General features: G+C 66.0%; 19 protein-coding genes. 6 read left to right on the forward strand and 13 right to left on the reverse strand.

Annotation, left to right across the window (positions count from 1 at the left end; genetic code table 11):
- Positions 1-55 precede the first annotated feature (55 nt).
- From PQB87_RS29550 to PQB87_RS29565, 4 genes are all read right to left on the reverse strand, one after another.
- Positions 56-1,189 (reverse strand): hybrid sensor histidine kinase/response regulator, encoded by a 1,134-nt coding sequence (locus PQB87_RS29550; protein ID WP_059684508.1) that lies wholly within the window; start codon positions 1,187-1,189, stop codon positions 56-58.
- Between the two features lie 481 nt (positions 1,190-1,670).
- Positions 1,671-3,254: a Na+/H+ antiporter gene (locus PQB87_RS29555; RefSeq protein WP_059684515.1), complete on the reverse strand. Its 1,584-nt coding sequence runs from the start codon at positions 3,252-3,254 to the stop codon at positions 1,671-1,673.
- 252 nt (positions 3,255-3,506) lie between these two features.
- The gene (locus PQB87_RS29560) at positions 3,507-4,940 is read right to left on the reverse strand and encodes an aldehyde dehydrogenase family protein (protein WP_060194943.1); all 1,434 of its coding nucleotides are present in this window, start codon (positions 4,938-4,940) and stop codon (positions 3,507-3,509) included.
- Between the two features lie 29 nt (positions 4,941-4,969).
- Positions 4,970-6,610, reverse strand: a complete 1,641-nt coding sequence (locus PQB87_RS29565) for an acetolactate synthase large subunit (RefSeq protein WP_027790992.1) — start codon at positions 6,608-6,610, stop codon at positions 4,970-4,972.
- 360 nt (positions 6,611-6,970) lie between these two features.
- On the opposite strand from PQB87_RS29565, the gene PQB87_RS29570 reads away from it, so the two are divergent.
- Both PQB87_RS29570 and PQB87_RS29575 read left to right on the forward strand, forming a co-directional pair.
- Positions 6,971-7,288, forward strand: a complete 318-nt coding sequence (locus PQB87_RS29570) for a type II toxin-antitoxin system RelE/ParE family toxin (protein WP_021157289.1) — start codon at positions 6,971-6,973, stop codon at positions 7,286-7,288.
- 3 nt (positions 7,289-7,291) lie between these two features.
- The gene (locus tag PQB87_RS29575; RefSeq protein ID WP_021157290.1) at positions 7,292-7,591 is read left to right on the forward strand and encodes an addiction module antidote protein; all 300 of its coding nucleotides are present in this window, start codon (positions 7,292-7,294) and stop codon (positions 7,589-7,591) included.
- Between the two features lie 56 nt (positions 7,592-7,647).
- On the opposite strand, the gene PQB87_RS29580 is transcribed toward PQB87_RS29575, so the two are convergent.
- The 5 genes from PQB87_RS29580 to andAc all read right to left on the reverse strand — a co-directional run bounded on the left by PQB87_RS29580 (position 7,648) and on the right by andAc (position 12,477).
- Positions 7,648-8,934, reverse strand: coding sequence for a DUF445 domain-containing protein (locus PQB87_RS29580; RefSeq protein WP_060065763.1), 1,287 nt, complete (start codon positions 8,932-8,934; stop codon positions 7,648-7,650).
- A 211-nt stretch (positions 8,935-9,145) separates the two neighbouring features.
- Positions 9,146-10,366: an anthranilate 1,2-dioxygenase system ferredoxin--NAD(+) reductase gene (gene andAa, locus PQB87_RS29585; protein WP_489243102.1), complete on the reverse strand. Its 1,221-nt coding sequence runs from the start codon at positions 10,364-10,366 to the stop codon at positions 9,146-9,148.
- Positions 10,356-10,682, reverse strand: coding sequence for an anthranilate 1,2-dioxygenase ferredoxin subunit AndAb (andAb, locus tag PQB87_RS29590; protein ID WP_006479527.1), 327 nt, complete (start codon positions 10,680-10,682; stop codon positions 10,356-10,358). Before andAb ends, andAa begins: the two co-directional genes overlap by 11 nt.
- A 20-nt stretch (positions 10,683-10,702) precedes the next feature.
- Positions 10,703-11,188 carry an anthranilate 1,2-dioxygenase small subunit AndAd gene (gene andAd, locus PQB87_RS29595; protein ID WP_059684523.1) on the reverse strand — a complete coding sequence of 162 codons (486 nt, stop codon included), beginning with the start codon at positions 11,186-11,188 and terminating at the stop codon, positions 10,703-10,705.
- Between the two features lie 17 nt (positions 11,189-11,205).
- Complete coding sequence (gene andAc / locus PQB87_RS29600) at positions 11,206-12,477, reverse strand: anthranilate 1,2-dioxygenase large subunit AndAc (protein WP_059694307.1); 1,272 nt, start codon at positions 12,475-12,477, stop codon at positions 11,206-11,208.
- Between the two features lie 212 nt (positions 12,478-12,689).
- Here andAc and andR point away from each other — a divergent pair, with 212 nt between their 5' ends.
- Positions 12,690-13,649 carry an anthranilate 1,2-dioxygenase regulatory protein AndR gene (gene andR, locus PQB87_RS29605; protein ID WP_059684525.1) on the forward strand — a complete coding sequence of 320 codons (960 nt, stop codon included), beginning with the start codon at positions 12,690-12,692 and terminating at the stop codon, positions 13,647-13,649.
- 195 nt (positions 13,650-13,844) lie between these two features.
- Here andR and PQB87_RS29610 read toward each other — a convergent pair whose 3' ends face one another.
- Positions 13,845-14,735: a LysR family transcriptional regulator gene (locus tag PQB87_RS29610; protein WP_021157296.1), complete on the reverse strand. Its 891-nt coding sequence runs from the start codon at positions 14,733-14,735 to the stop codon at positions 13,845-13,847.
- A gap of 91 nt (positions 14,736-14,826) precedes the next feature.
- Between PQB87_RS29610 and PQB87_RS29615 the strand changes: the two genes are divergently transcribed.
- From PQB87_RS29615 to catC, 3 genes are read left to right on the forward strand one after another with little or no spacing between them, the layout of a single operon-like run.
- Positions 14,827-15,960, forward strand: coding sequence for a muconate/chloromuconate family cycloisomerase (locus tag PQB87_RS29615; RefSeq protein ID WP_489243103.1), 1,134 nt, complete (start codon positions 14,827-14,829; stop codon positions 15,958-15,960).
- A 32-nt stretch (positions 15,961-15,992) separates the two neighbouring features.
- Positions 15,993-16,895, forward strand: coding sequence for a catechol 1,2-dioxygenase (catA, locus tag PQB87_RS29620; RefSeq protein ID WP_048022403.1), 903 nt, complete (start codon positions 15,993-15,995; stop codon positions 16,893-16,895).
- A gap of 43 nt (positions 16,896-16,938) precedes the next feature.
- The gene (gene catC, locus PQB87_RS29625) at positions 16,939-17,229 is read left to right on the forward strand and encodes a muconolactone Delta-isomerase (RefSeq protein ID WP_489243104.1); all 291 of its coding nucleotides are present in this window, start codon (positions 16,939-16,941) and stop codon (positions 17,227-17,229) included.
- Between the two features lie 108 nt (positions 17,230-17,337).
- Here the strand turns inward: catC and tssJ are convergent, their stop codons facing one another.
- The 3 genes from tssJ to tssF are packed head-to-tail and all read right to left on the reverse strand — an operon-like array spanning position 17,338 to position 20,820.
- On the reverse strand, positions 17,338-17,871 hold the full coding sequence (gene tssJ, locus PQB87_RS29630; protein ID WP_111939165.1) for a type VI secretion system lipoprotein TssJ: 534 nt from the start codon (positions 17,869-17,871) through the stop codon (positions 17,338-17,340).
- A gap of 13 nt (positions 17,872-17,884) precedes the next feature.
- Positions 17,885-19,009: a type VI secretion system baseplate subunit TssG gene (tssG, locus tag PQB87_RS29635; RefSeq protein ID WP_111939218.1), complete on the reverse strand. Its 1,125-nt coding sequence runs from the start codon at positions 19,007-19,009 to the stop codon at positions 17,885-17,887.
- Complete coding sequence (gene tssF / locus PQB87_RS29640; protein WP_111939164.1) at positions 19,006-20,820, reverse strand: type VI secretion system baseplate subunit TssF; 1,815 nt, start codon at positions 20,818-20,820, stop codon at positions 19,006-19,008. Before tssF ends, tssG begins: the two co-directional genes overlap by 4 nt.

Raw genomic sequence — 20,820 nt, forward strand, 5'->3', positions numbered from 1 at the left:
CACGAGCGCATCAGGGCTTGCGGGCAGCGCGGCGCCGGCAGGCCGCGCCGCGACATCACCGCTCCGCTTGCGCCGGCAGCCGAAGCGCGACCATGAAGCCGCGCGCCGTATTGCGCATCAGGATCTGGCCGCGATGCCGCGCCGCCGTCGCGCGGACGAACGCGAGCCCGAGGCCGAAGCCGCCGCGCGCCGCGCCATGCGCGGATTCGAGCTGCACGAACGACTCGGTCGCGGCCGTGCGCTGCTCCGGCGCGATTCCCGCGCCGGTATCCTCGACGCCGATCAGCCATGCACCGTCCTCGCCGCTCAGCGTGCAGCGCACGTCCGTGCCGGCCGGGCCGTACTTCAGCCCGTTGTCGATCAGGTTCGCGACCGCGCGCGTCAGCATCATGCGGTCGCCCATCGTCACGCACTCGGTATCGGGCACGTGCGCGGTGACCCGGCTGCCGAGCCCGGCCGCCTTCTCCCACAGCTGGTCGACCGCGTCGAGCACGATCTCGTTGAGGTTCACGACCTCGTGCGCGCGGCGCTCAGACCGCGCGCGGGTCAGGTGGATGAAGCCGTCGGCAAGCGCGAGCGCGCGCCGCGCATGGCCGGCAATACGTTCCATGATCGCCGGCATCTCGCCGTGCTCGGCGCGGTAGACGTCGAGCAGCGCGAGGATCGACGTCTGCGGCGAACGCATGTCGTGCGACAGGAAATCGAGCGCCTCGTCGCGCTGCCGGGACATCAGGTACGAATTCGAGTGATAGCGGATCCGCGCGGCCAGTTCCATCGCGTCGGGGAGCTTCACCAGATAGTCGTTCGCGCCGGCGATGAACGCCTCGCGCTTGACGATCGGCTCCTCCTTCGCGGACAGGACGATGATCGGCACGCGAGCCGTGCCGGCGTCCGCGCGCCACGCACGGACGAGATCGAGGCCGTCGATCTCCGGCATCACGAGATCCTGCAGGATGACCGTCGGCTTCACGTCGCGCGCGACCGCCATCGCCCGGTGCGCGTCGGTGCACACGTGCAGGTCGATGTCGTGTTCGCTGCGCAGCGCGCGGCGGATCACCTCGCCGACGAACGGTTGATCGTCGACGAGAAGGACCGATAACCCCGATTCAAGACAATCCGAGGCATTATCAACGCTCGATTCTTTCATAAATACAGTTTCAAACGCCGATTCTCCAATCGATTCTTTCATAGGAGTTGTTTATCAGACTTGGACGCTATCTTAATTCGGCGGTTGAAAAAACCGCCCGATTCCGCCGATTTGGCCTGTCGGCATTGGCCTTGCAGGGCTCCGGACGCCGATTTCTCCCCGTTGGCGGCCGCATTACCTCCGCATCCTTTCTCTCAATAAACATAACCGGCTGATTCTAAATGAAATTAGAACACAGCATCTATCTCCTTCCGGTTTAGTTTTGCCAAATATGCAGAAAGAGACGGAATCAGTTAAATCAGATCATTTCCGGATTCGAAAGACGATAACGTTTGCGAGACCGGCGCCATAAGGTTTGCATGCGCTGCAAGGCTGGTTGTCCACCACATTTGGGGCCGGATGGAAATGTGCCGAATCGGCGGGCGCGAGGAAGAAAAAAGCGCGCCGGGCAACGATCGGCCCATGCGCGCTTCCGGTCGCCGGCACCGGCCGCTGGATGACGGCATGACGGTGCCGTGCAGCCTTATCCGCGCGCGTGCTGCGCGGACACTTCCTGCAGGTCGAGGTCGCGTTCGAGCGCGTGCAGCATTTCGTCGTGGATGCGGCCCGAACGGTGCAGGCGCAACAATTCGGCGCGCCCGGCCCTGATCGCGGCCAGCACGACGTCGTAGTGCGCGGTGCGCACTTCCGCCGGGTACGCCGGCTCGTCCTTCGCCCGCTCGGTCAATTCCGCGCGATACGTGTACTGCTCGAGCAGGCGCGGATGGATCACGACCCCGTGCTCGTCGCGCACGAGCGGCTGGATCGCCGCGAGTTGCGCGGCCTCGACGTACGCCCACGTCTGCGGCTCGGTCAGGTGGTGCGCCGCGCGTTCTTCGCGCTGCGGCAGGCGCAGCAGCCGGATCAGCGGCCCGATCGTCGTGCCTTGCAGCAGCACGGTGACGAGGATCACCGCGAACGACGCGACCAGGATCACGTCGCGACCGGGCATCGCCTCGGGCAGCGACAGCGCGATCGCCAGCGTGACGACGCCGCGCATCCCGGCCCAGCTCATGATCGTCGCGGCCTTCCAGTCCGGCGCCTCGCCGCGCCGCGCGATCCCGCGCACCGGCCACTTCAGCGCCTCGACCGCGTAGATCCACACGAAGCGCGACACGATCACCGCCGCCAGCACCGCGAACATCGGCGGCACCATCGTGGCGAGCACCTGCTCGAAGCCGCCGAGCCGGTGGATCGCGCCGCGCAGCGACAGCCCGATCAACACGAACACCATCGCTTCGAGCAGGAACACGATGACCTGCCAGAACGCGGTGCCGCGCGTGCGCACGGCCGCCGAGAACACCTCGTGCTGATGCCAGCCGACGATCATGCCGGCCGTGACGGTGGCGATCACGCCGGATACCTCGACCATTTCGCCCGCGATATAGGCGATCCAGCCGGTGATCACCGCGACGGTGATCACGAGATAGTCGTCGTCGAGCTGCTTCAGGAACCACACGACGAGCTTGCCGACCACAAAGCCGATCGCCACGCCGCCGAGCCCGAGCTCCGCGAAGCGCACGACCGCGTGCTCGAGGCTGAACGCGCCGGTGAGCGCGGCCGCGACCGCGAAGCGGAACAGCACGAGGCCGGCCGCATCGTTCAGCAGGCTCTCGCCTTCGAGCAGCACCATCAGCCGGCGCGGCAGCGCGACGCGTTCGAGCACGGCCTTCGCCGCAACGGCGTCGGGCGGCGACACGATCGCGCCGAGCGCGAAGCACGCGGCCCACGGCAGCGACGGCGCCACCCAGTGCACGGCAAAGCCGACCGCGAACGTCGTGAACACGACCGCGCCGATCGCCAGCAGCAGGATGCCGCCGACGTTGCGCTTGAACTCCTCCCACACCGAGAAGTACGCGCCGTCCATCAGCAGCGGCGGCAGGAACACCAGCAGCACCAGTTCGGGATCGAGATTGATCGGCGGCAGGCCGGGGATGAACGCGATGCCGATGCCGCCGATCAGCAGCGCGGCCGCGGGCGGCAGCCGCAGCCGCTTGGCGAGGCATTCGAGCGCGACGATCGCGAGAAATGACAACAAAACCAGCTTGAATGCCGAGACGGGAGACATGAATCGACCTCGTGAAGAATGAATTCGCGCTTTCCGGCGTCGTACCCCGGTCGGCAGTTTCGCGCGATTACATCACGAGGCGAGTCCCGCAGTCGAGCGTGTTCCGGCAGCCCGCCACGCGACGCGGGCACGATACCGGCGCGATGCGGGCCCGGCGCCGGCCCGCTGCGCGCGACGCCATGAAAAACGGCACGCGGGCCGGCCTAGTCGCCCACCCGCGTGCCGTCGCGGCACTACGCATCCCGCCCCGCGTTACCGGCGCCGCACGACCATCAGCCGCGGCTCGGTCATGTCCTCGATCGCGTAGCGGACCCCTTCGCGGCCGAGGCCCGAATCCTTCACGCCGCCGTACGGCATGTTGTCGACGCGGAACGACGGCACGTCGTTGATCACGACGCCGCCGACCTCCAGCTCGTCCCACGCGCGCTGCGCATGCGTGAGCGAATCGGTAAACACGCCGGCCTGCAGCCCGAAGTCGCTGTCGTTCACGCGGGCGAGCGCATCGTCGAACCGGTCGAACTTCTCGAGGATCGCGACGGGGCCGAACGCCTCCTTCCGGTACAGGTCCTGCTCGTGCCCGACGTTTTCCAGCAGCGTCGCTTCGAACATCGCGCCGTCGACCTTGCCGCCCGCGACGATCTTCGCGCCCGCCGCGACGGCCGCGTCCATCCATCCCGACAGCCGGCGGGATTCCGATTCGGAAATCATCGGCCCGACGAACGTCGACGGGTCCTTCGGATCGCCCATCTTCAGCGAACGCGTCTTTGCGATCAGCTTCTCGCGCAGCGCGTCGTACAGATCGGCATGGACGAGGATCCGCTGCACGCCGATGCAGCTCTGGCCCGACTGGTAGTACGCGCCAAACGCGAGGCGCTCGACCACGTAGTCGAGCCGGTCGCGTTGATCCGCATCGACGATCGCGGCCGCGTTGCCGCCGAGCTCCAGCACGACCTTCTTCTTGCCGGCCTTTTCCTTCAGCGCCCAGCCGACGGCCGGCGACCCCGTGAACGACAACAGCTTGAAACGCTCGTCGGTCGTGAACAGGTCGGCGCCGTCGCGATGCGCGGGCAGCACCGAGAATGCGCCCTTCGGCAAGTCGGTTTCGGCGAGTACCTCGCCGATGATCAGCGCGCCGATCGGCGTGCGGCTCGCGGGCTTCAGCACGAACGGACAGCCGGCCGCGAGCGCGGGCGCAACCTTGTGCGCGGCGAGGTTCAGCGGAAAGTTGAACGGCGAGATGAACGAGCACGGGCCGACCGGCACGCGCTTCGTGTAGCCCGTATAGCCCTGCGCGCGCGCGGAGATCTCGAGGTTGATGATCTCGCCGTCGATGCGCACCGACTCCTCGGACGCCACGCGGAACGTGTCGATCAGCCGCGTCACTTCGCCCTTCGAATCGTTGATCGGCTTGCCGGCCTCGATGCACAGCGCCTCGGCCAGCTCGTCGAAGCGCTCGCGAAAACGCGCGACGCAATGGTCGAGCACGGCCTGCCGCTTGTAGGCCGGCAGCTCGCGCATCGGCTTCGCGGCGTCGACCGCCGCGCCGATCGCCGCGTCGATGGCCTTCGCGTCGGCCAGCGCGACGCGCGTCGCGACCTTGCCGCTGAACTTGTCCGTCACATCCAGATCGGTGTTCGCGTAGACGGCTTCGTTGGCGAGGTAGTACGGATAGGTTTCCTTCAACATGGAACGACTCCTTCCTGTGGACGGGACATTCAGAGTTGCGCCGACAGGCGCTTGATCTCGCGGTTCAGCACGCGCTCGTTGTCCGAATAGTCGATCGGCACGTCGATCACGTGCACGCCCGGCGTAGAGAAACACTCGCGCAGCAACGGCTCGAGATCGTCCGCCGATTCGACGCGGTGCCCGTGCGCGCCGTAGCTTTGCGCATACGACACGAAATCGGGGTTCTGCAGCGTCATCGCGAAATCGGGGAAATTCATGTTCTCCTGCTTCCAGCGGATCATCCCGAAAGCGTCGTCGCGCAGGATCATCACGACGAGGTCGAGCTTCAGCCGCACCGCCGTTTCGAGCTCCTGCGAATTCATCATGAAGCCGCCGTCGCCGCACACGGCGATCACCTTGCGCTGCGGGTGCACGATCTTCGTCGCGATCGCCGACGGCAGGCCGGCGCCCATCGACGCGAGCGCGTTGTCGAGCAGCAGGGAATTCGGCTCGTGCGCGCGCCAGTAACGCGCGAACCAGATCTTGTACATCCCGTTGTCGAGACAGACGATGCCGTCGACCGGCAGCGCGTTGTAAAGATCGTTGACAATCCGCACCGGGTACATCGGGAAGCGCGGATCGTGCTGGCCCTTCTCCAGATGGGCGTCGAAATGCGCCTTGATCATCGTGAAGCGCGAGAAATCCCAGTGCGGCTGCGGTGCGAGCGCCTCCTTCATCTGCCACACCGCGTTCGCGATGTCGCCGACCACCTCGATCTGCGGGAAGTAGACGGGATCGACCTGTGCGCCGAGGAAGTTCACGTGGATCACGGTCTTGTCGTCGGTACGCATGAAGAACGGCGGCTTCTCGATCACGTCGTGGCCGACGTTGATGATGCAGTCCGCATGCTCGATCGCGCGGTGGACGAAATCGCCGTCGGACAGCGTCGCGTTGCCGAGCCACAGCGGGTGCGTCTCGTCGATCACGCCCTTGCCCATCTGCGTCGTGAAGAACGGGATGCCCGTCTTGTCGACGAATTCGAGCAGCATCTTGCAGGTGGTCTTGCGGTTGCCGCCCGCACCGATCATCAGCAGCGGATGGCGCGCGGCCTGGATCGCGTCGACCGCATGCGCGATCGCCTTTTCCTCCGCCACCGGCCGCCGGCTGTAGCTGCGCGGGATCGGCTTGCCGTCGCCCTCCTCGTGCGCGATGTCTTCCGGCAGCTCGAGGTGCGCGGCGCCCGGACGCTCCTCCTCCGCGCGGCGGAACGCCTCGCGCACGGCCGACGGGATGTTGCCGATCGACACGATCTGCCGCGTGAACTTCGTGAGCGGCTGCATCATGTCGACCACGTCGACGATCTGGAAGTGGCCCTGCTTGCTGGACTTGATCGGCTTCTGCCCGGTGATCATCAGCATCGGCATCCCGCCGAGCTGCGCATACGCGGCGGCCGTCACGAAGTTCGTCGCGCCGGGCCCGAGCGTGGCGATACACACGCCGGTACGGCCCGTCAGGCGGCCGTAGGTGGCGGCCATGAACCCGGCCGCCTGCTCGTGCCGGGTCAGCACGAGCTTGATCTTCGATCGCCGCAGCGATTCGAGCAGATCGAGGTTTTCTTCGCCGGGAATGCCGAACACGTACTCGACGCCTTCGGCTTCCAGCGCCTTCACGAACAGATCCGATGCTTTCATGGGGGACTCTCGGTTGATGCCGCCTGCCCGGCCTACGGACACGCAGCGTTCAGAACGCGCGCCGGCCTACGGCACGCGGACGCTTTACCTACTGGACACAAACCACGGCACTGCCCGCCGCGCAACGAGCGATGCGCGGCGGCGCCTCCGGATAGCGGAGGACAAACGGATCCGCCCGCGCGCGGCAAGCGCGCACGGGCGGCAAAGACGTGATTGATTGTAGACGGATTCGCAGAACTCCGACTTCGGCCGAATGGCCATTTGGCACGCAAACGAAGCGGGCAGCCCTAATGTAGCGGCTACCGAATAGCCCGACCCAACCCGACCCACCTGTGAACCATGGTTGACATACCGCAATCAATGCCCTACAGTGCGCCTACGTTCAGCATCCGGACCACCGACGTCTTCGACGCATGGTTTGCCGGCCTGCGGGATCGCGTCGCGAAGCGCCGCATCCAGGCACGCATCGACCGCCTGTCGATGGGCAATCCGGGCGACTGGAAATCCGCGGGCTCGCCGGTCGTCGAAATGCGGATCGACCACGGCCCTGGCTATCGCGTCTACTACGTCCGGCGCGGAACGATCTGGGTCATCCTGCTCTGCGGCGGCGATAAATCGACGCAACAGGCCGACATACGCGCCGCGCACGCGATGCTCGCGCACCTCGACATGGAGTAATCGATGGACAAGATCAGCACCCGGCCGTGGGATTCGGCCGACCATCTGAAGACCGAAGACGACATGGCCGACTACTTCGAAGCGTGCCTGCAGGAAGCCGGCGACGATCCGGCCTTCATCGCGCACGCGCTCGGCGTGATCGCACGCGCACGCGGCATGTCGCAGGTCGCGCGCGACGCGGGCCTGTCGCGCGAAGGGCTGTACAAGGCGCTGTCGCACGACGGCAACCCCAGCTTCGGCACCATCCTGAAGGTCATCAAGGCGCTCGGCCTGCAACTGCACGGCGCAAAAGCGCACGCATGACGCGCGGGCGCGGCCCGTCGCACCCTCCGCGCCCTCCCGCGATACCCGTGGCCGCGTCAGTGCAGCCAGCCGGCCGCCCAGCGCGGCACCAGCGACACCAGATACAACCCGAGCCCGATCAGCCCGCCGACCAGCGTGCCGTTGATGCGGATGTATTGCAGGTCCTTGCCGATGTTCAGCTCGATCTGCCGCGACATCTCGCGCGCATCCCAGTTGCGCACCGTGTCGCGGATATGACGCATCAGGAAATCCGCGAAATCCGGCGCCATCTCGTGCACCGCCTTCTCGACATGCTCGTTCAGCGACGCGCGCAATGCCGGACTCTCCGCCAGCCGCGCACCGAGCCAGCCGCCGAGCGTCGCGGCCTGCCGGTGCAGCGCCGAATCGGGGCGCGCGAGATCGGCCTTCAGCCACGCGCGCAACTGATCCCACAAGTCGCGGACATACTCGTTGAACGCGGCGCCGTCGCGAACGTAACGCTTGATCTCCTCGCCCTTCGCGATGAACGCGGGATCGTGCTTCAACCGCTCGGTCAGCCGCACGACCGTCCGGTCGAAGCGCTGCCGCAACTCGTGCTCGGGGTCCGCCGCCACGCCTTCCAGCACGCGGCTCACCGCGCTCGCGAGCATCCGCGCGCCGTTCTCGCCGAACCACTGCGTCGGCATGATCTTCTCGACCTTCGGGTACTGCGTCTTCAGCCATTCGACGATGAAGCCCGCGATCACCTCGCGGTTTTCTTCCTTGTCGAGCACGTCGACCACCTGTTCGATCGCGTCGTCGAGCAGCACCTGGTGGCGGCCGTCCTTCGTCAGCGTATCGAGGATCGCGCCGGCCGATTGCGACAGGTCGACCCGGTCGATCACCGCGCGAAACGCATCGTGGACGAACGACTGGATCCGCGCGTCGTCGGTCATGTCGAGCGCGAAACTCATCAGCTTCGTCACATAGCCGCCGAGCGCGTCAGTGTTTGCCGGCTCGCCGAGCCAAGCGCCGAGTTTCTGCGCGGGATCGTGCTGGCGGATCTGCGCGGCGAGCGCGTCGGGGCCGAGGAACTTCTCGCGCACGAACACCGCGAGGTTGTCGGCGATCTTGTCCTTGTTCTTCGGAATGATCTCGGTATGACGCGACACGAACGGGATCGGCACACGGCGGAACAGGGCGACGACCGCGAACCAGTCGGCGAGCGCGCCGACCATCGCGGCTTCGGCCACGGCCTTGAAGCCGTCGACCCACGGGCCACGCGGCAGCAGGATCGTCGCGACGAACACCGCGACGGCGGCCAGCAGCAGCCACAGCGCGCGGCGCTTGCTGCGTTTCAGTTCGAGGGCTTTGTCTGGCGTCATGGCGGCAGGCGAATCGGCGATGCCGCTAATATCCCCGATTTCGCACCGGCCGACAAACGCGCGGCATGAAACGCGACGGCCCCGCGCGACCGCCACCGGGCATGACGTCACCCGCCACGTCGTGCGATCGTCCGGCAAGCGCGCGGCCGGCGACGTCGTCGCCGACGTCATCCGTCCACCGCGCCCGCCATACTCGCCGCGCCTGCCGCCGTTACAGGAACGTCTTCAAATTCACCGTCGGATCGGCGAGCTTCACCGGATCGGGCACCGCCCCGGCCGCGATCAGCCGGCGCGATGCGCCGATGTCGCGCCCCTGGTTCGCCGCGGCCACCGCGACGATCCTGCCGTCGTCCCCCAGCCCGAACACCGTGAACGGCCCGTTCGCCGGATCGCCGCGCACGACGATCGTGCGTTCGCTGCCGAACAACCCGAGCATCTGCAGGTTGCAGTCGTACTGATCGGACCACAACCACGGCAGCTCGGCATAGGTTTCGTCGGCACCGAGCAGGTTCGCCGCCGCGACGGCCGGCTGGTTTTCGGCCACCTGCCACGATTCGATCCGCACGTGACGCCCAAGCAACGGATTGAAGTGCATCGTCACCTCGCCCGCCGCGAAGATCGCGGGATCGACCGTACGGCAGCCCGCGTCGACGCGTATCCCGTTGTCGACATCGAGCCCCGCTGCCTGCGCGAGCTCGACATTCGGCACCACCCCGATACCGACCACGACGAGATCGGCCGGCACGTCGCCACGATCGGTCTCGACGATCGCGCCGCCGCCCGGCGCGCGACGGATCGCGCGCGGCAGCGTCGCCATCCGGAAGACCACGCCGCGCGCGTCGTGCAGCCGATGCGCATACGCGCCGACGACTTCCGGCAACGCACGCTGCAGCAGGCGCGGCGCCGGATCGATCACCGTCACGTCGCAACCGAGCTGGCGCGCCGCCGCCGCGACCTCGAGGCCGATGAAACCGCCCCCGAGCACCGCCACGCGGCGCCCCGGCGCGAGCTGCGCGCGCAACGCACGCGCATCGTCGACCGTGCGGACGTAATGCGGCGTGACGCCTTCGTCGATCTCACCGCCAAACGTGCGCACCCGCGAGCCCGTGGCCAGCACGAGCCGCGCATAAGGCAGCGTCGTGCCGTCGCCGAGCCGCACGCGCAACGCATCGCGCTCGATCGCCTCGACACGCGTGCCGAGCCGCAGCTCGATGCGCTGCGCGTCGTACCACGCGGCATCGCGCACGAACGCACGCTGCTCGCCGCCCTCGCTCAGCAGCGCATCCTTCGACAGCGCGGGCCGGTCGTACGGCAGCTCGCGTTCCGCGCCGATCATCACGATGCGCGCCGCGGCGTCGCGCTCGCGCACCGCTTCGGCCGTGCGCCGCGCCGCGTGGCCGGCGCCGACGATCACGAACGGATCAGCCGACATTGACTTCCACCTGCCCGTCGACGATCCGGATCGGATAGGTGCGCACCGGCTCCGTGATCGGCGCGCATTTCGGCGCGCCCGTGCGAATGTCGATCAGCCCCTGGTGCAGCGGGCATTCGACGCAGCCGTCCTCCACATACCCCTCGGACAGCCGCGCATGACCGTGCGTGCAGAGATCGTGCATCGCGAACAGTTCGTCGCCGATCCGGAACACGGCGATCGGCTTCTGGCCGGCGACGCGCGCCGCCGGTTCGTCTTCGGAGAATTCGTCGAAAGCGCCGAGCGGATGCCACTCGGCGAGCGTTGCTTCAGTCATGACTGTTCCTTGCTTCCGTATCAGATCGGGGTCGCGAGCAGCGTCTGCACGCGCGACGTGTCGTAGATCACCCGCTTGGTCTTGTAGCGCAGCCCGTCCGGCGTGCGCACGACCGTGTCATAGTACTTGCCGGCCTGGTACACGTTCGACTCGCCGTTGCTGCGTGTCTGCACGACGACGTAGTTGCTCTCGGTGTCGATCTCGCCGTCACGTTCCGCGACGATCGTCAGGCCCGACGTCATGTGCCGGTACGTATGCTCTTCGTAGATGTTCGCGTGCCGCAGCGACACCACGCGGTCGCGCAGCATCCGCTGGTTCGTGCAGTGGACGATCCCGACCGGCAGCCCGAGGTCGGCGTTCTCCTTCGGCACGATTTCGTAAGTGCAGTCCTCGGTGAACATCGTCGGCCATTGCTCGAGCCGGTTGTTGTCGAGGTGCCCGATATAGCGGTTCTGGAGCATGTAAATCTCGAACCACGTCTTCATGTCTTCCGTCAGGTTTTCCATCGTTCCGTGCTCCCGCTTCAATAGCCCATCAGCTTCTGGTAGCCGACCCAGAACTTGCGGATCAGGCTTTCGGTGATCACCGTGTCCTGCTGGTCCGGATTGCCGCGCGACATCTCGATCACCGACGTCGCGTCGCCGTCGCGCACCGTGCCGCGCTGCACGAGCTCGGTCGCCTCCGTGTCCTCCATCGAGATATAGCCGGCCGGCCCGACGAGGTTCGCCTGCTTGATACGCAGCGCGCGCAGCTCGGGCGTATCGTCCGCGTAGCCGAAGAAGTGGAAGATCAGCTCGAAGTTGTCGGGGCCCTTCGGCAGGATCTGGCGTGCGACCAGCGTGTTGTGGATCTGCTGGATCACGAGCTGCGGGAAGATCGGCTGGATATGGTTCGTGCAGTCCTCGTCGTATTCCGACACGAGATCGAGAATCGATTCGTCTTCCAGATGGAAACCTTCGTCGAACGAGCGAATGTTCTGCTGCTTGTACGCGGCCGACGTATCGTCGCCCGTCTTCGTCACCGTGATGATGCTGTGCAGCCCGTGGTTCGCATCCGGAATCGAGCGCGCCTTCATCCCGACGCGGAAGATGTTGAAGGTCGTATGGAACAGGTGCAGCATGCTCGCGTGATACGGGTCCTTCACGTTCTCCATGTACAGCTTCCAGTTCGACTTCGAATACTGGCGCGTACAGCCGAGATACTCGATCGGCTTGTGGAAGATCCGGTCGATCCACGGGCGCATCTGCTCGCCGAGGTAGTCGGGCAGCGGCATCACGTCGTCGCTGAAGGTGGCGAACACGAGCCCGCGATAGCTGTCGACACGCAGCTTGCGCAGCCCGTGCTGCTTCGGGTCGAAGTCGGCCGGCATCCCGGACATCCCCTTCTGGCCGCGCCGGAACGGCACGCCGAGCAGGTTGCCCGCGTTGTCGAAGCTCCATTGGTGATACACGCACGTGTGCGAGCTCGCGTTGCCGCGCGACTTGCGGCACACCTGCGCGCCACGGTGCGCGCAGCGGTTCACCCACGCGGAAAGCGCGCCGTCCTCCGTGCGCGTGACGACCACCGGCGTATCGCCGACGAACGTGCTCTTGAAATCGCCGGCGTTCGGGATTTCCGCTTCCAGCGCGACGAAGTTCCACGTCGGGCCGCGAAAGATGCGTTCCTGCTCGCGTTCGTAGACGGCCTGCGAGCTGAACACCTTGTACGGCACGCGCGAGCCGTCGTCGTGCGGAAAGCTCACGTCGGACGCGTCGTCGCGCGAGGCGAACACGACGGGCGATTCTGTCTGCTCCATGTCGGACTCCTTGTGGTTCCGTTCGTTAACAAGATGGAGTCCATTTTTGAAAGGCTAATATTCCCCGTCTATCCGGAAAGTGCGATTGCGGCGGCGCAATATCCACTTTCGGCGGATTTCTGAGCTAGCATGACGGCACACACGACCCTGCGCACGATCGCGACCCATTCATCGGATCGAAGCGCGCGTCGCTCATACAAAGGCTGAGGCCCATGTCCCCAACGTCGTTCGAGCCGCTCGCGCTGCGCGCGCACCGGCTGTTCGAATCCCGCGATCTCGACGAGACGCGCGAGCGGATCTCGCGCGTGATGCAGCCGCATGCGCTGCTGCCGACCGGCCGCACGCATGGCGCGTCGCACATGGATTTCGTCAGGCTCGGCGGGCTCGGGATCGGCACGATCGCATTCGGCGACGCGATGCGCGTGCAGGTCGACGCGGTCGACGGCTACTACCTGCTGATGTTCTGCCTGTCCGGCCAGGCCGAGGTGCGCGCGATGGGGCGGCAGCTCGGCGTCGACGGCCAGACCGGCGTGCTGTGCGCGCCCGGCGAGCGCTTCGACGCGGTGCTGTCGGCCGATTGCGAGCAGTTCGTGCTGCGCATCGACGCGGCGACGGTCGGCTCGCTAACGGGCGACCCGCGCGCGACGCTCGACCCAGTGCTGCATGTCAGCGACGCCGCGCTCACCGCGTGGCGCCAGCAACTGATGCTCGTCGCACGCTCGCCCGAGCTGCTGGAGCGCGCGAACGCGAACCCGCGCGTCGCGTCACAGCTCGAGCACCTGCTGATCGACCTGCTGATCGAAGGCCACCCGCCTTCCGTGCTGCACGCCTCGCACCGCGACCCGGCGCCGGGCTTCGTGCGGCGCGCCCAGGAGTTCGTGAACGCGCACTACGCGCAGCCGCTGCAACTCGCCGATATCGTCCAGGCCGCCAACGTGCCGGAACGGACGCTGCGCGACGCGTTCCTGCAGTTCCGGGGAATGAGCCCGATGCAATACCTGCGCGCGACGCGGCTCGACCATGCGCGCGAGCTGCTGCGCGGCGCGGCGTCCGACCGGCGGATCGCCGATGTCGCGCTCGATTGCGGGTTTACACACCTTGGCCGGTTCGCGATCGCGTATCGGGAAAAGTTTGGCGAATCGCCGTCGGAAACGCTCGACGTGAAGCGATAGCGGCGTGCACGCTGGCGCGGCCCGTGGCCCGTGGCCGGTGGCTTGTGGCTTATGGCTTATGGCTTATGGCCTGCGACCCGCAAAGCCGGCGCGGCACTTGCATCGACGCGCGTGACATTACGACACCCCCTCCGCATCCACCGCCGCCCGCCGAAACAGACCGTTAGTTGCGATGCCTGAAAGCGGCGATGCCCTTCAGGCCGACGCCCCGATCATCTCCCGCGCAATCGCGCAGAACGCGGCCGTGGCGGCGCTTTCGCCGTGCAGCCGGCGGCTCATGATGATCGGCGACGTCGCGGCCGGCTCCGGCAACCGCCGGTAAACCACGCCCTTCACGCGCACGCCCTCCACGCTCTCCGGCACCAGCGACACGCCGACCTGCGCGGCCACGAGCCCGAGCGCCGTCTGCAGCTCGCGCACCTCGTGCACGGCCGCCGGCACCAGCGCGCCGTCGCGCAGCGCCGACAGCTGCTGATCGGCGAAGCTCGGCCGCGGCGTGCTCGGATAGACGATCAGCGTCTCGTTAGCGATATCCGCGAGCGCGAGCGGCCGATCGGGATCGGCGAGCGGATGCCCGACCGGCAGCGCGGCGATCAGCTTTTCCTCGATCAGCGCCTCGCGCACCAGCTGGTCGTCGTCGAACCGCAGGCGGCCGAACCCGACGTCGATCCGCCCGCCCTTCAGCGCGCCGAGCTGTTCGAGCGTGAACATTTCGATCAGCGACAGCTCGACGTCCGGCTGCGCCTCACGAAACGCGCGGATCACGTCCGGCAGCGCGCCGTACAGCGTCGACGGCACGAAACCGATCACGATCCGCTCCGACAGCTGCGCGAGCCGCCGCGTCAGCGGGCCGAGCTCGTCGGCCTGGTCGACGAGGCGCTTCGCCTGCGCGTAGAACACGCGCCCCGCATCCGTCAGTTTCAGCGGCCGCGCGCCGCGCTCGAACAGCGGCAGCCCGATCTCGTCCTCGATCGCCTGGAGCTGGCGGCTCAGCGGCGGCTGCGTCATGTGCAACCGCTCGGCCGCCCGCGTGATGTTCATTTCCTCGGCGACGGCGATGAAGTAGCGGAGCTGGCGCAATTCCATTTCATGCCTCAAAGGTATGGAAGTAGTCGGAAAGAGTGTTGGACGACGCGGGGCGGGAATTCCTACCATGTGCACCAACAGGAGGAATCGCATGATAGCAACTGCCGCCACCATCGACCGCATCGAGACTTTGCTGGTCGACGTGCCGACGATCAGGCCCCACAAATTGTCGGTCGCCACGATGAATTGCCAGACCCTCGTGCTGGTTCGTGTTCGATGCACGGACGGTATCGAAGGCGTCGGCGAGGCGACGACCATCGGCGGTCTCGCCTACGGCGAGGAAAGCCCCGAAAGCATCAAGGTCAACATCGACACCTACTTCGCGCCGCTGCTGCAGGGCATGGACGCGACCCGCCCGGGCGCCGCGATGGCGCGCGCCCGCAAGGTGTTCCAGGGCAACCGCTTCGCGAAGTGCGCGATCGAGACCGCGCTGTTCGACGCGCAGGCGCGCCGCCTCGGCGTGCCGCTGTCGGAACTGTTCGGCGGCCGCCGGGCCGACGCGGTGGACGTCGCCTGGACGCTCGCGAGCGGCGACACGCAGCGCGACATCGCGGAAGCCGAAGCGATGCTCGACGCGCGCCGCCATCGTGCGTTCAAGCTGAAGATCGGCTCGAACGCGGTCGCCGACGACGTCGCGCACGTCGTCGCGATCAAGCGCGCGCTCGGCGAGCGCGGCGACGTGCGGGTCGACGTGAACCAGGCATGGAGCGAAACCGACGCGATCTGGGCCGGCGCACGGCTCGCGGAAGCGGGCGTGAGCCTCGTCGAGCAGCCGATCGCCGCGACCAACCGCGCGGGGCTGAAACGCCTCACGCAGCTCGCGCAGGTGCCGATCATGGCCGACGAGGCGCTGCACGGCCCCGTCGATGCGTTCGCGCTCGCGCAGGATCGCGCGGCCGACGTGTTCGCGGTGAAGATCGCGCAATCGGGCGGCCTGCAGGGCGCGGCGAGCGTCGCGTCGATCGCGGCGGCGGCCGGCATCGAACTGTACGGCGGCACGATGCTCGAGGGCGCGGCCGGCACGATGGCGTCCGCGCAACTGTTCAGCACGTTCGACTCGCTGAAATGGGGCACCGAGCTGTTCGGCCCACTGCTGCTCACCGAGGAAATCCTCGTCGAGCCGCTGCGCTACGAGGATTTCAAGCTGCACCTGCCGGCGACACCCGGCCTCGGCATCACCTTCGACTGGGCCCGCATCGAACGCATGAAGCGCGACGCCCGCTGATCCCCACACGACAACCGAAACCGGAGACACACATGGACAAGCAAGCCATCGACGCCCTGCTGAAGACGTTCGACGACGCCGCGGAGAAGCCCGGCAACCCGCGCGTGCGCGCGATCGTCAACCGGATCATGAAGGACATCTGCTACACGATCGAGGATTTCGACGTGCAGCCGAGCGAATTCTGGACCGCGCTCAACTACCTGAACGAAGCGGGCAAGGAGCTCGGCCTGATCGCCGCGGGCCTCGGCCTCGAGCGCTTCCTCGACGTGCGGATGGACGAAGCCGAAGCGAAGGCCGGCATCGAGGGCGGCACGCCGCGCACGATCGAGGGGCCGCTGTACGTTGCCGGCGCGCCGGAATCGGTCGGCCATGCGCGCCTCGACGACGGCACCGATCCGGGCCAGACGCTCGTGATGCGCGGCAAGGTGCTCGGCCACGACGGCGCGCCGATCGCGAACGCGCTCGTCGAGGTGTGGCATGCGAACCATCTCGGCAACTACTCGTACTTCGACCAGTCGCAGCCCGCGTTCAACCTGCGCCGTTCGATCCGCACCGACGCGGAAGGCCGCTACAGCTTCCGCAGCGTGGTGCCGGTCGGCTACAGCGTGCCGCCGGGCGGCAAGACCGAGCAACTGCTCGACCAGCTCGGCCGCCACGGCCATCGTCCGGCGCACATTCACTTCTTCGTTTCGGCGGACGGTTATCGTAAGCTGACGACGCAGATCAACATCGAAGGCGATCCGCACCTGTGGGACGACTTCGCATTCGCAACGCGCGACGGGCTGATCCCGGCAGTGAAGCAGGCCGAAGGCGCGGAAGGCAAGCCGTACGGCGTCGACGGGCAGTTCGCGCTGATCGACTTCGATTTCTCGCTGCTCAAGGAAAAGCAGGACGTGCCGGCAAGCGAAGTCGAGCGAGCCCGCGCGCAGGCGTGAGCGGCCTTCCCGTTCGACGAATCGACAACGCAAGGAGTGCAGGATGCTGTTTCATGTGGAAATGACCGTCCGTCTGCCGACGGACATGGATCCGGTCAAGGCGGCCACGCTGAAGGCGGAAGAAAAGGCGATGTGCCAGCGGCTGATGAACGAAGGTATCTGGCGTCATCTGTGGCGGATCGCGGGGCAGTATGCGAACGTCAGCATTTTTGATGTCGAGAGCGTGCAGCAACTGCATGATCTGCTCAGCCAATTGCCGCTGTTTCCGTATATGGAGCTCGAGGTGCGGGCACTGTGCCGGCATCCGTCTTCGGTGCGGGAAGACGATCGGTAATTCCCCAAGCGGCCCATGCTGCCGGTTACCCGGCACATGGGCCCGCGCGGGGACTGAAACGCCCTGCGTTTGCACGCGATATCAGCTCTCTATCGCCGTCTCCGCAGCTCATCTAGAAGACGCTGACTTCGTGACTTCTCCTGCCACCTGTAGCCCGTTCAGCGACAGATCCATTCGGAGCGGCTTATCCGGATCGAGCTTCTTTTTCTCAATCACCCGCTTCCAATCTCCTGACGCTCCGGGGGCGCGGTACAACGCAACGATCGCCACGTACTTCGTCTCGCGTTGCATGGGCTGCGACAAACTCGACGACGCGCCAGGATTCACAACCGTCGACATATCTGCCTGCAGATCCGGCGCGAGAACAGTCCGATCGCTCTTCAACAGGTCCGCGTACGTTGCTTCATCGAATATCTTGCGATCCTTCAACTGATACACGCGAACGGCCACCGATGTCGCTCGCCCCGCCTCATCCGGATTCAGTGCAGCCCGTGCCGTGAAATCGACATTCAGCACCTTCACCTGCTTGAAAAACACTGCACGATAGGCATTCGACGATGCATCCGAGACGGACTGCCAGGCACCGCAGCCCGACAAAAGCACTGCTGCGGCAACGGTTGCCGCGCTCATTCGATTGAACATGAAGACTCCGGAATCAGATCGTGCGTGGCACGGGATGCGAGTTCGATTGACGTGTCGGAAATGCCTCGTAGACACCGAGCGGGATATCGATCAAGCGCGCGTCCCCGGAGGGCAACACCGTAGTCCAGCCGAGACGCGGCGCAGGATCTGCACGCCCTGCCCCGACAACCGGACTCGGAACGAAGCGGGACGACACTTCCATTCGCAAATGCACATCGGCTTTCACGCCGACATACAACCGAATGAATGCCATCAACTCGCGATGCAACGACGCGCCTGGCAACAGATCATGCGCCTGCTGCACATCGTCAGGACGCAGCGTCACACGCACCGCACGGCTGCGATACGCGATGCGCCTGCCGAGCACGTAACCCCCGCCGAGACCGACACGCCGGTCGTCCCGTGAAGCTGCAATCGCCGCGCGTGTCGACGTCAGCGGTCTCGGCTGGCCGGCGCTCGTCTTCACAGCCCAGAACTCGTCGACGCGAACGCCGACGCGCGGCGCGGCAAGCGCAATGACGCCGGCCAGCCCTTCGGATGTTCGCGTGCGCTGAATCAGGAGACCGAGCAGCGCCAGCATTCGCGATGCCGGCAAACCGGCGCGCGCGGGCTTGTCGCCCCATCCGAACCCTGCCAGACACAACAGGCTCCGGGAATAATCGTCGACACCGCCGGCCTGAAAACGCTCGGGATAGCGGTATTTCTTCCATGTGCGGTACAGCAGCGTCGCGATGCGATGATTGAACGGGTCGAGAAACGCCTCGACCGCTTCATGCCCCTCTTCGCGAAGCGCGATCTCGTCGATCGTATGCGACGGCATCGCCGCATCGACCCCGTACAGCCCCATGAACGTCGTGCGGATGGTCGGTGGCGCATCGCCATCCTCGTCGTCGATCTCGACCACCGCCATCTCGCCGGCCGGAAAGCCCAAACGAGGACGCGGCCGGAATCGCACCGGCTCGTGTTCCGGCGTATCGCGCGTGCCGAATTCGGGCGCGTCGGGATCACCAGCTTCCAGCAGCCGACAGAACTGCATGAAGCTCATCTTCGGCGCACGCGCCAGCAGGCTCCCGACGATTGCCGGAAGCGCTTGTGCATCGGTCGCTTCGATGCCAACCCGATTGAATGACCGCCTCATAATGCCGCCCTCTGCACCTTGCCGCGCGGCCACTCGGTCCGAAGCTGGGACGGCAGGCTGACGATCGCCAGCTTCGTAAAGAGGTTGATCTCCGCATATGCCTCGAAGAACCGATGCAGCAATTCCCCGAACAGCATCACGTCGCCTTCGCCGGAAAACGCGTGCGAGTCGAGCGTGATCTCGATCAGCACGCCCCGCTCGACCGCACCGCCCGACACCTCTTCGATCAATTCCTGCGACACATGCAGAATGCCCGCGAGCCGTCGACGGTTCAGCTCGTCGCTGGTCCAGTCGTAAAGCGCCAGGGCGCCGCGCAACACTTCCGCGTTCATCATCGACAGGAAGTTCGGCGCCAGATGCGACAACACGCGCCACTGAAAGCGATCCTCCGTCGGCGGATACAGCGGCAACGTCGGCGACACGAGATTACGCACGCCGGCAACACTTTGCGTGCTGACCGCGATCTCGTTGAGACTTGCCTCGCGCAAACCCTTGCGCGGCAACATCCCGTTCGTGCCGGTCACCCGCAAGGACAGGCTCTCCTCCGGAAGCGTATCCATCGTTTCCCATGCATGGCCGCCGAGAATCACCCAGGTTTCGTACAGCCCCGACACGCCGGGACGCACGCGCGTATGGAAATAGCGCTCGGGGGCCTCGTGCCGCAGCATGCCGCCGCGGTGACGGAACGTGGCGAACGGCACGTACTCGTATCGTTCGGCCGTATCGTGGTCGAATGTCGCGATCGCATCGACCGAATACGTTTCGACATGCTCGCCCTGATGGCCGGCCGGCACGACGCGATATTCGGTTTCGTGATGATCGATCTCGATCGGCTCGGCATCGAGTTCGAACAGGTTGATGACCGGCGTGCAGAACAGCCGCACGTTATCCGCGCTGAAACGCTGGTCCGACGGATACGCGTGCTTCAGCACGATTTCGAGTTCGAAGCGGGTCGCACCTTCTGGAAGCTTCGCGACATCAAGCCCGCACAAGTCGACGAACAGGAACTTCTCGCGGAACGTGAAGTACTCGAGCAGGAGCTGATATCCGGAGAACGCAGCATCGGCCTTGGGCCACAGCCGCTCTTCCGTCGAGAAGCCCGCGGGCTCGATCGTGACATCCGCGAGCGGCACTGGTTCACCGTCGCGAATTTCCGGGACGCGCCAGTAGATCGTGTCGACCTGCCTTGTGAGCGCGAGATGCATCGCGAATGCGGTCGGAAGATCCGCGTTCAGATGCACACGCAGGCGCGACAGGTTCGTTTCGTTGCGGAGTGCGGATCCCTCCAATGCGAAGCCGATCCTGATCACCGACCGGCCGTCATGGCGCACGGCCGGACCGGCGTGGGTAATCGTAACCGGCTGAAGCGCGACGGGTTGTGTGGTCCGATACAGACACTGGATCGTTCGCAGCGCCGAACCCTCGACACCGCCGGGCGACGGGATATTGATCGGTGCCGACCTGACGGGTGCGCCGGCCGGCACCACTTCGGTCTTCTGCAGTTTCTCCGCGAACGGCATCAACTCCACGATCGACAGCGACGGAATCATCCGTAGATAGTGCGGCCACAACAGGCTGACGAGCCCTTCGGTCAGTTCGGGCAATTCGTCGTCGAGTTTTTGTCGGAGCCGGCCGGTCAAGAACGCGAAACCCTCGAAGAGCCGCTCAACGTAAGGATCTCGATCACCTACGCGATCGAGATTGAGCAGACGCGCGCGATCGGGATGCGCCTTCGCGAACTCCTTGCCGGATTCGCGCAGATAGCGCATTTCCGCTTCGTAGTAGCGCAGGATGGAATCGTTGTTGTCCAT

The sequence above is a fragment of the Burkholderia sp. KL41 genome (genome assembly GCF_057005415.2).

Bases quoted from the DNA above. Each gene is read 5' to 3' on its own strand.
- PQB87_RS29550 (WP_059684508.1), bottom strand. From the start codon at position 1,189: ATGAAAGAATCGATTGGAGAATCGGCGTTTGAAACTGTATTTATGAAA.
- PQB87_RS29555 (WP_059684515.1), bottom strand. From the start codon at position 3,254: ATGTCTCCCGTCTCGGCATTCAAGCTGGTTTTGTTGTCATTTCTCGCG.
- PQB87_RS29560 (WP_060194943.1), bottom strand. From the start codon at position 4,940: ATGTTGAAGGAAACCTATCCGTACTACCTCGCCAACGAAGCCGTCTAC.
- PQB87_RS29565 (WP_027790992.1), bottom strand. From the start codon at position 6,610: ATGAAAGCATCGGATCTGTTCGTGAAGGCGCTGGAAGCCGAAGGCGTC.
- PQB87_RS29570 (WP_021157289.1), top strand. From the start codon at position 6,971: ATGCCCTACAGTGCGCCTACGTTCAGCATCCGGACCACCGACGTCTTC.
- PQB87_RS29575 (WP_021157290.1), top strand. From the start codon at position 7,292: ATGGACAAGATCAGCACCCGGCCGTGGGATTCGGCCGACCATCTGAAG.
- PQB87_RS29580 (WP_060065763.1), bottom strand. From the start codon at position 8,934: ATGACGCCAGACAAAGCCCTCGAACTGAAACGCAGCAAGCGCCGCGCG.
- andAa (WP_489243102.1), bottom strand. From the start codon at position 10,366: ATGTCGGCTGATCCGTTCGTGATCGTCGGCGCCGGCCACGCGGCGCGG.
- andAb (WP_006479527.1), bottom strand. From the start codon at position 10,682: ATGACTGAAGCAACGCTCGCCGAGTGGCATCCGCTCGGCGCTTTCGAC.
- andAd (WP_059684523.1), bottom strand. From the start codon at position 11,188: ATGGAAAACCTGACGGAAGACATGAAGACGTGGTTCGAGATTTACATG.
- andAc (WP_059694307.1), bottom strand. From the start codon at position 12,477: ATGGAGCAGACAGAATCGCCCGTCGTGTTCGCCTCGCGCGACGACGCG.
- andR (WP_059684525.1), top strand. From the start codon at position 12,690: ATGTCCCCAACGTCGTTCGAGCCGCTCGCGCTGCGCGCGCACCGGCTG.
- PQB87_RS29610 (WP_021157296.1), bottom strand. From the start codon at position 14,735: ATGGAATTGCGCCAGCTCCGCTACTTCATCGCCGTCGCCGAGGAAATG.
- PQB87_RS29615 (WP_489243103.1), top strand. From the start codon at position 14,827: ATGATAGCAACTGCCGCCACCATCGACCGCATCGAGACTTTGCTGGTC.
- catA (WP_048022403.1), top strand. From the start codon at position 15,993: ATGGACAAGCAAGCCATCGACGCCCTGCTGAAGACGTTCGACGACGCC.
- catC (WP_489243104.1), top strand. From the start codon at position 16,939: ATGCTGTTTCATGTGGAAATGACCGTCCGTCTGCCGACGGACATGGAT.
- tssJ (WP_111939165.1), bottom strand. From the start codon at position 17,871: ATGTTCAATCGAATGAGCGCGGCAACCGTTGCCGCAGCAGTGCTTTTG.
- tssG (WP_111939218.1), bottom strand. From the start codon at position 19,009: ATGAGGCGGTCATTCAATCGGGTTGGCATCGAAGCGACCGATGCACAA.
- tssF (WP_111939164.1), bottom strand. From the start codon at position 20,820: ATGGACAACAACGATTCCATCCTGCGCTACTACGAAGCGGAAATGCGC.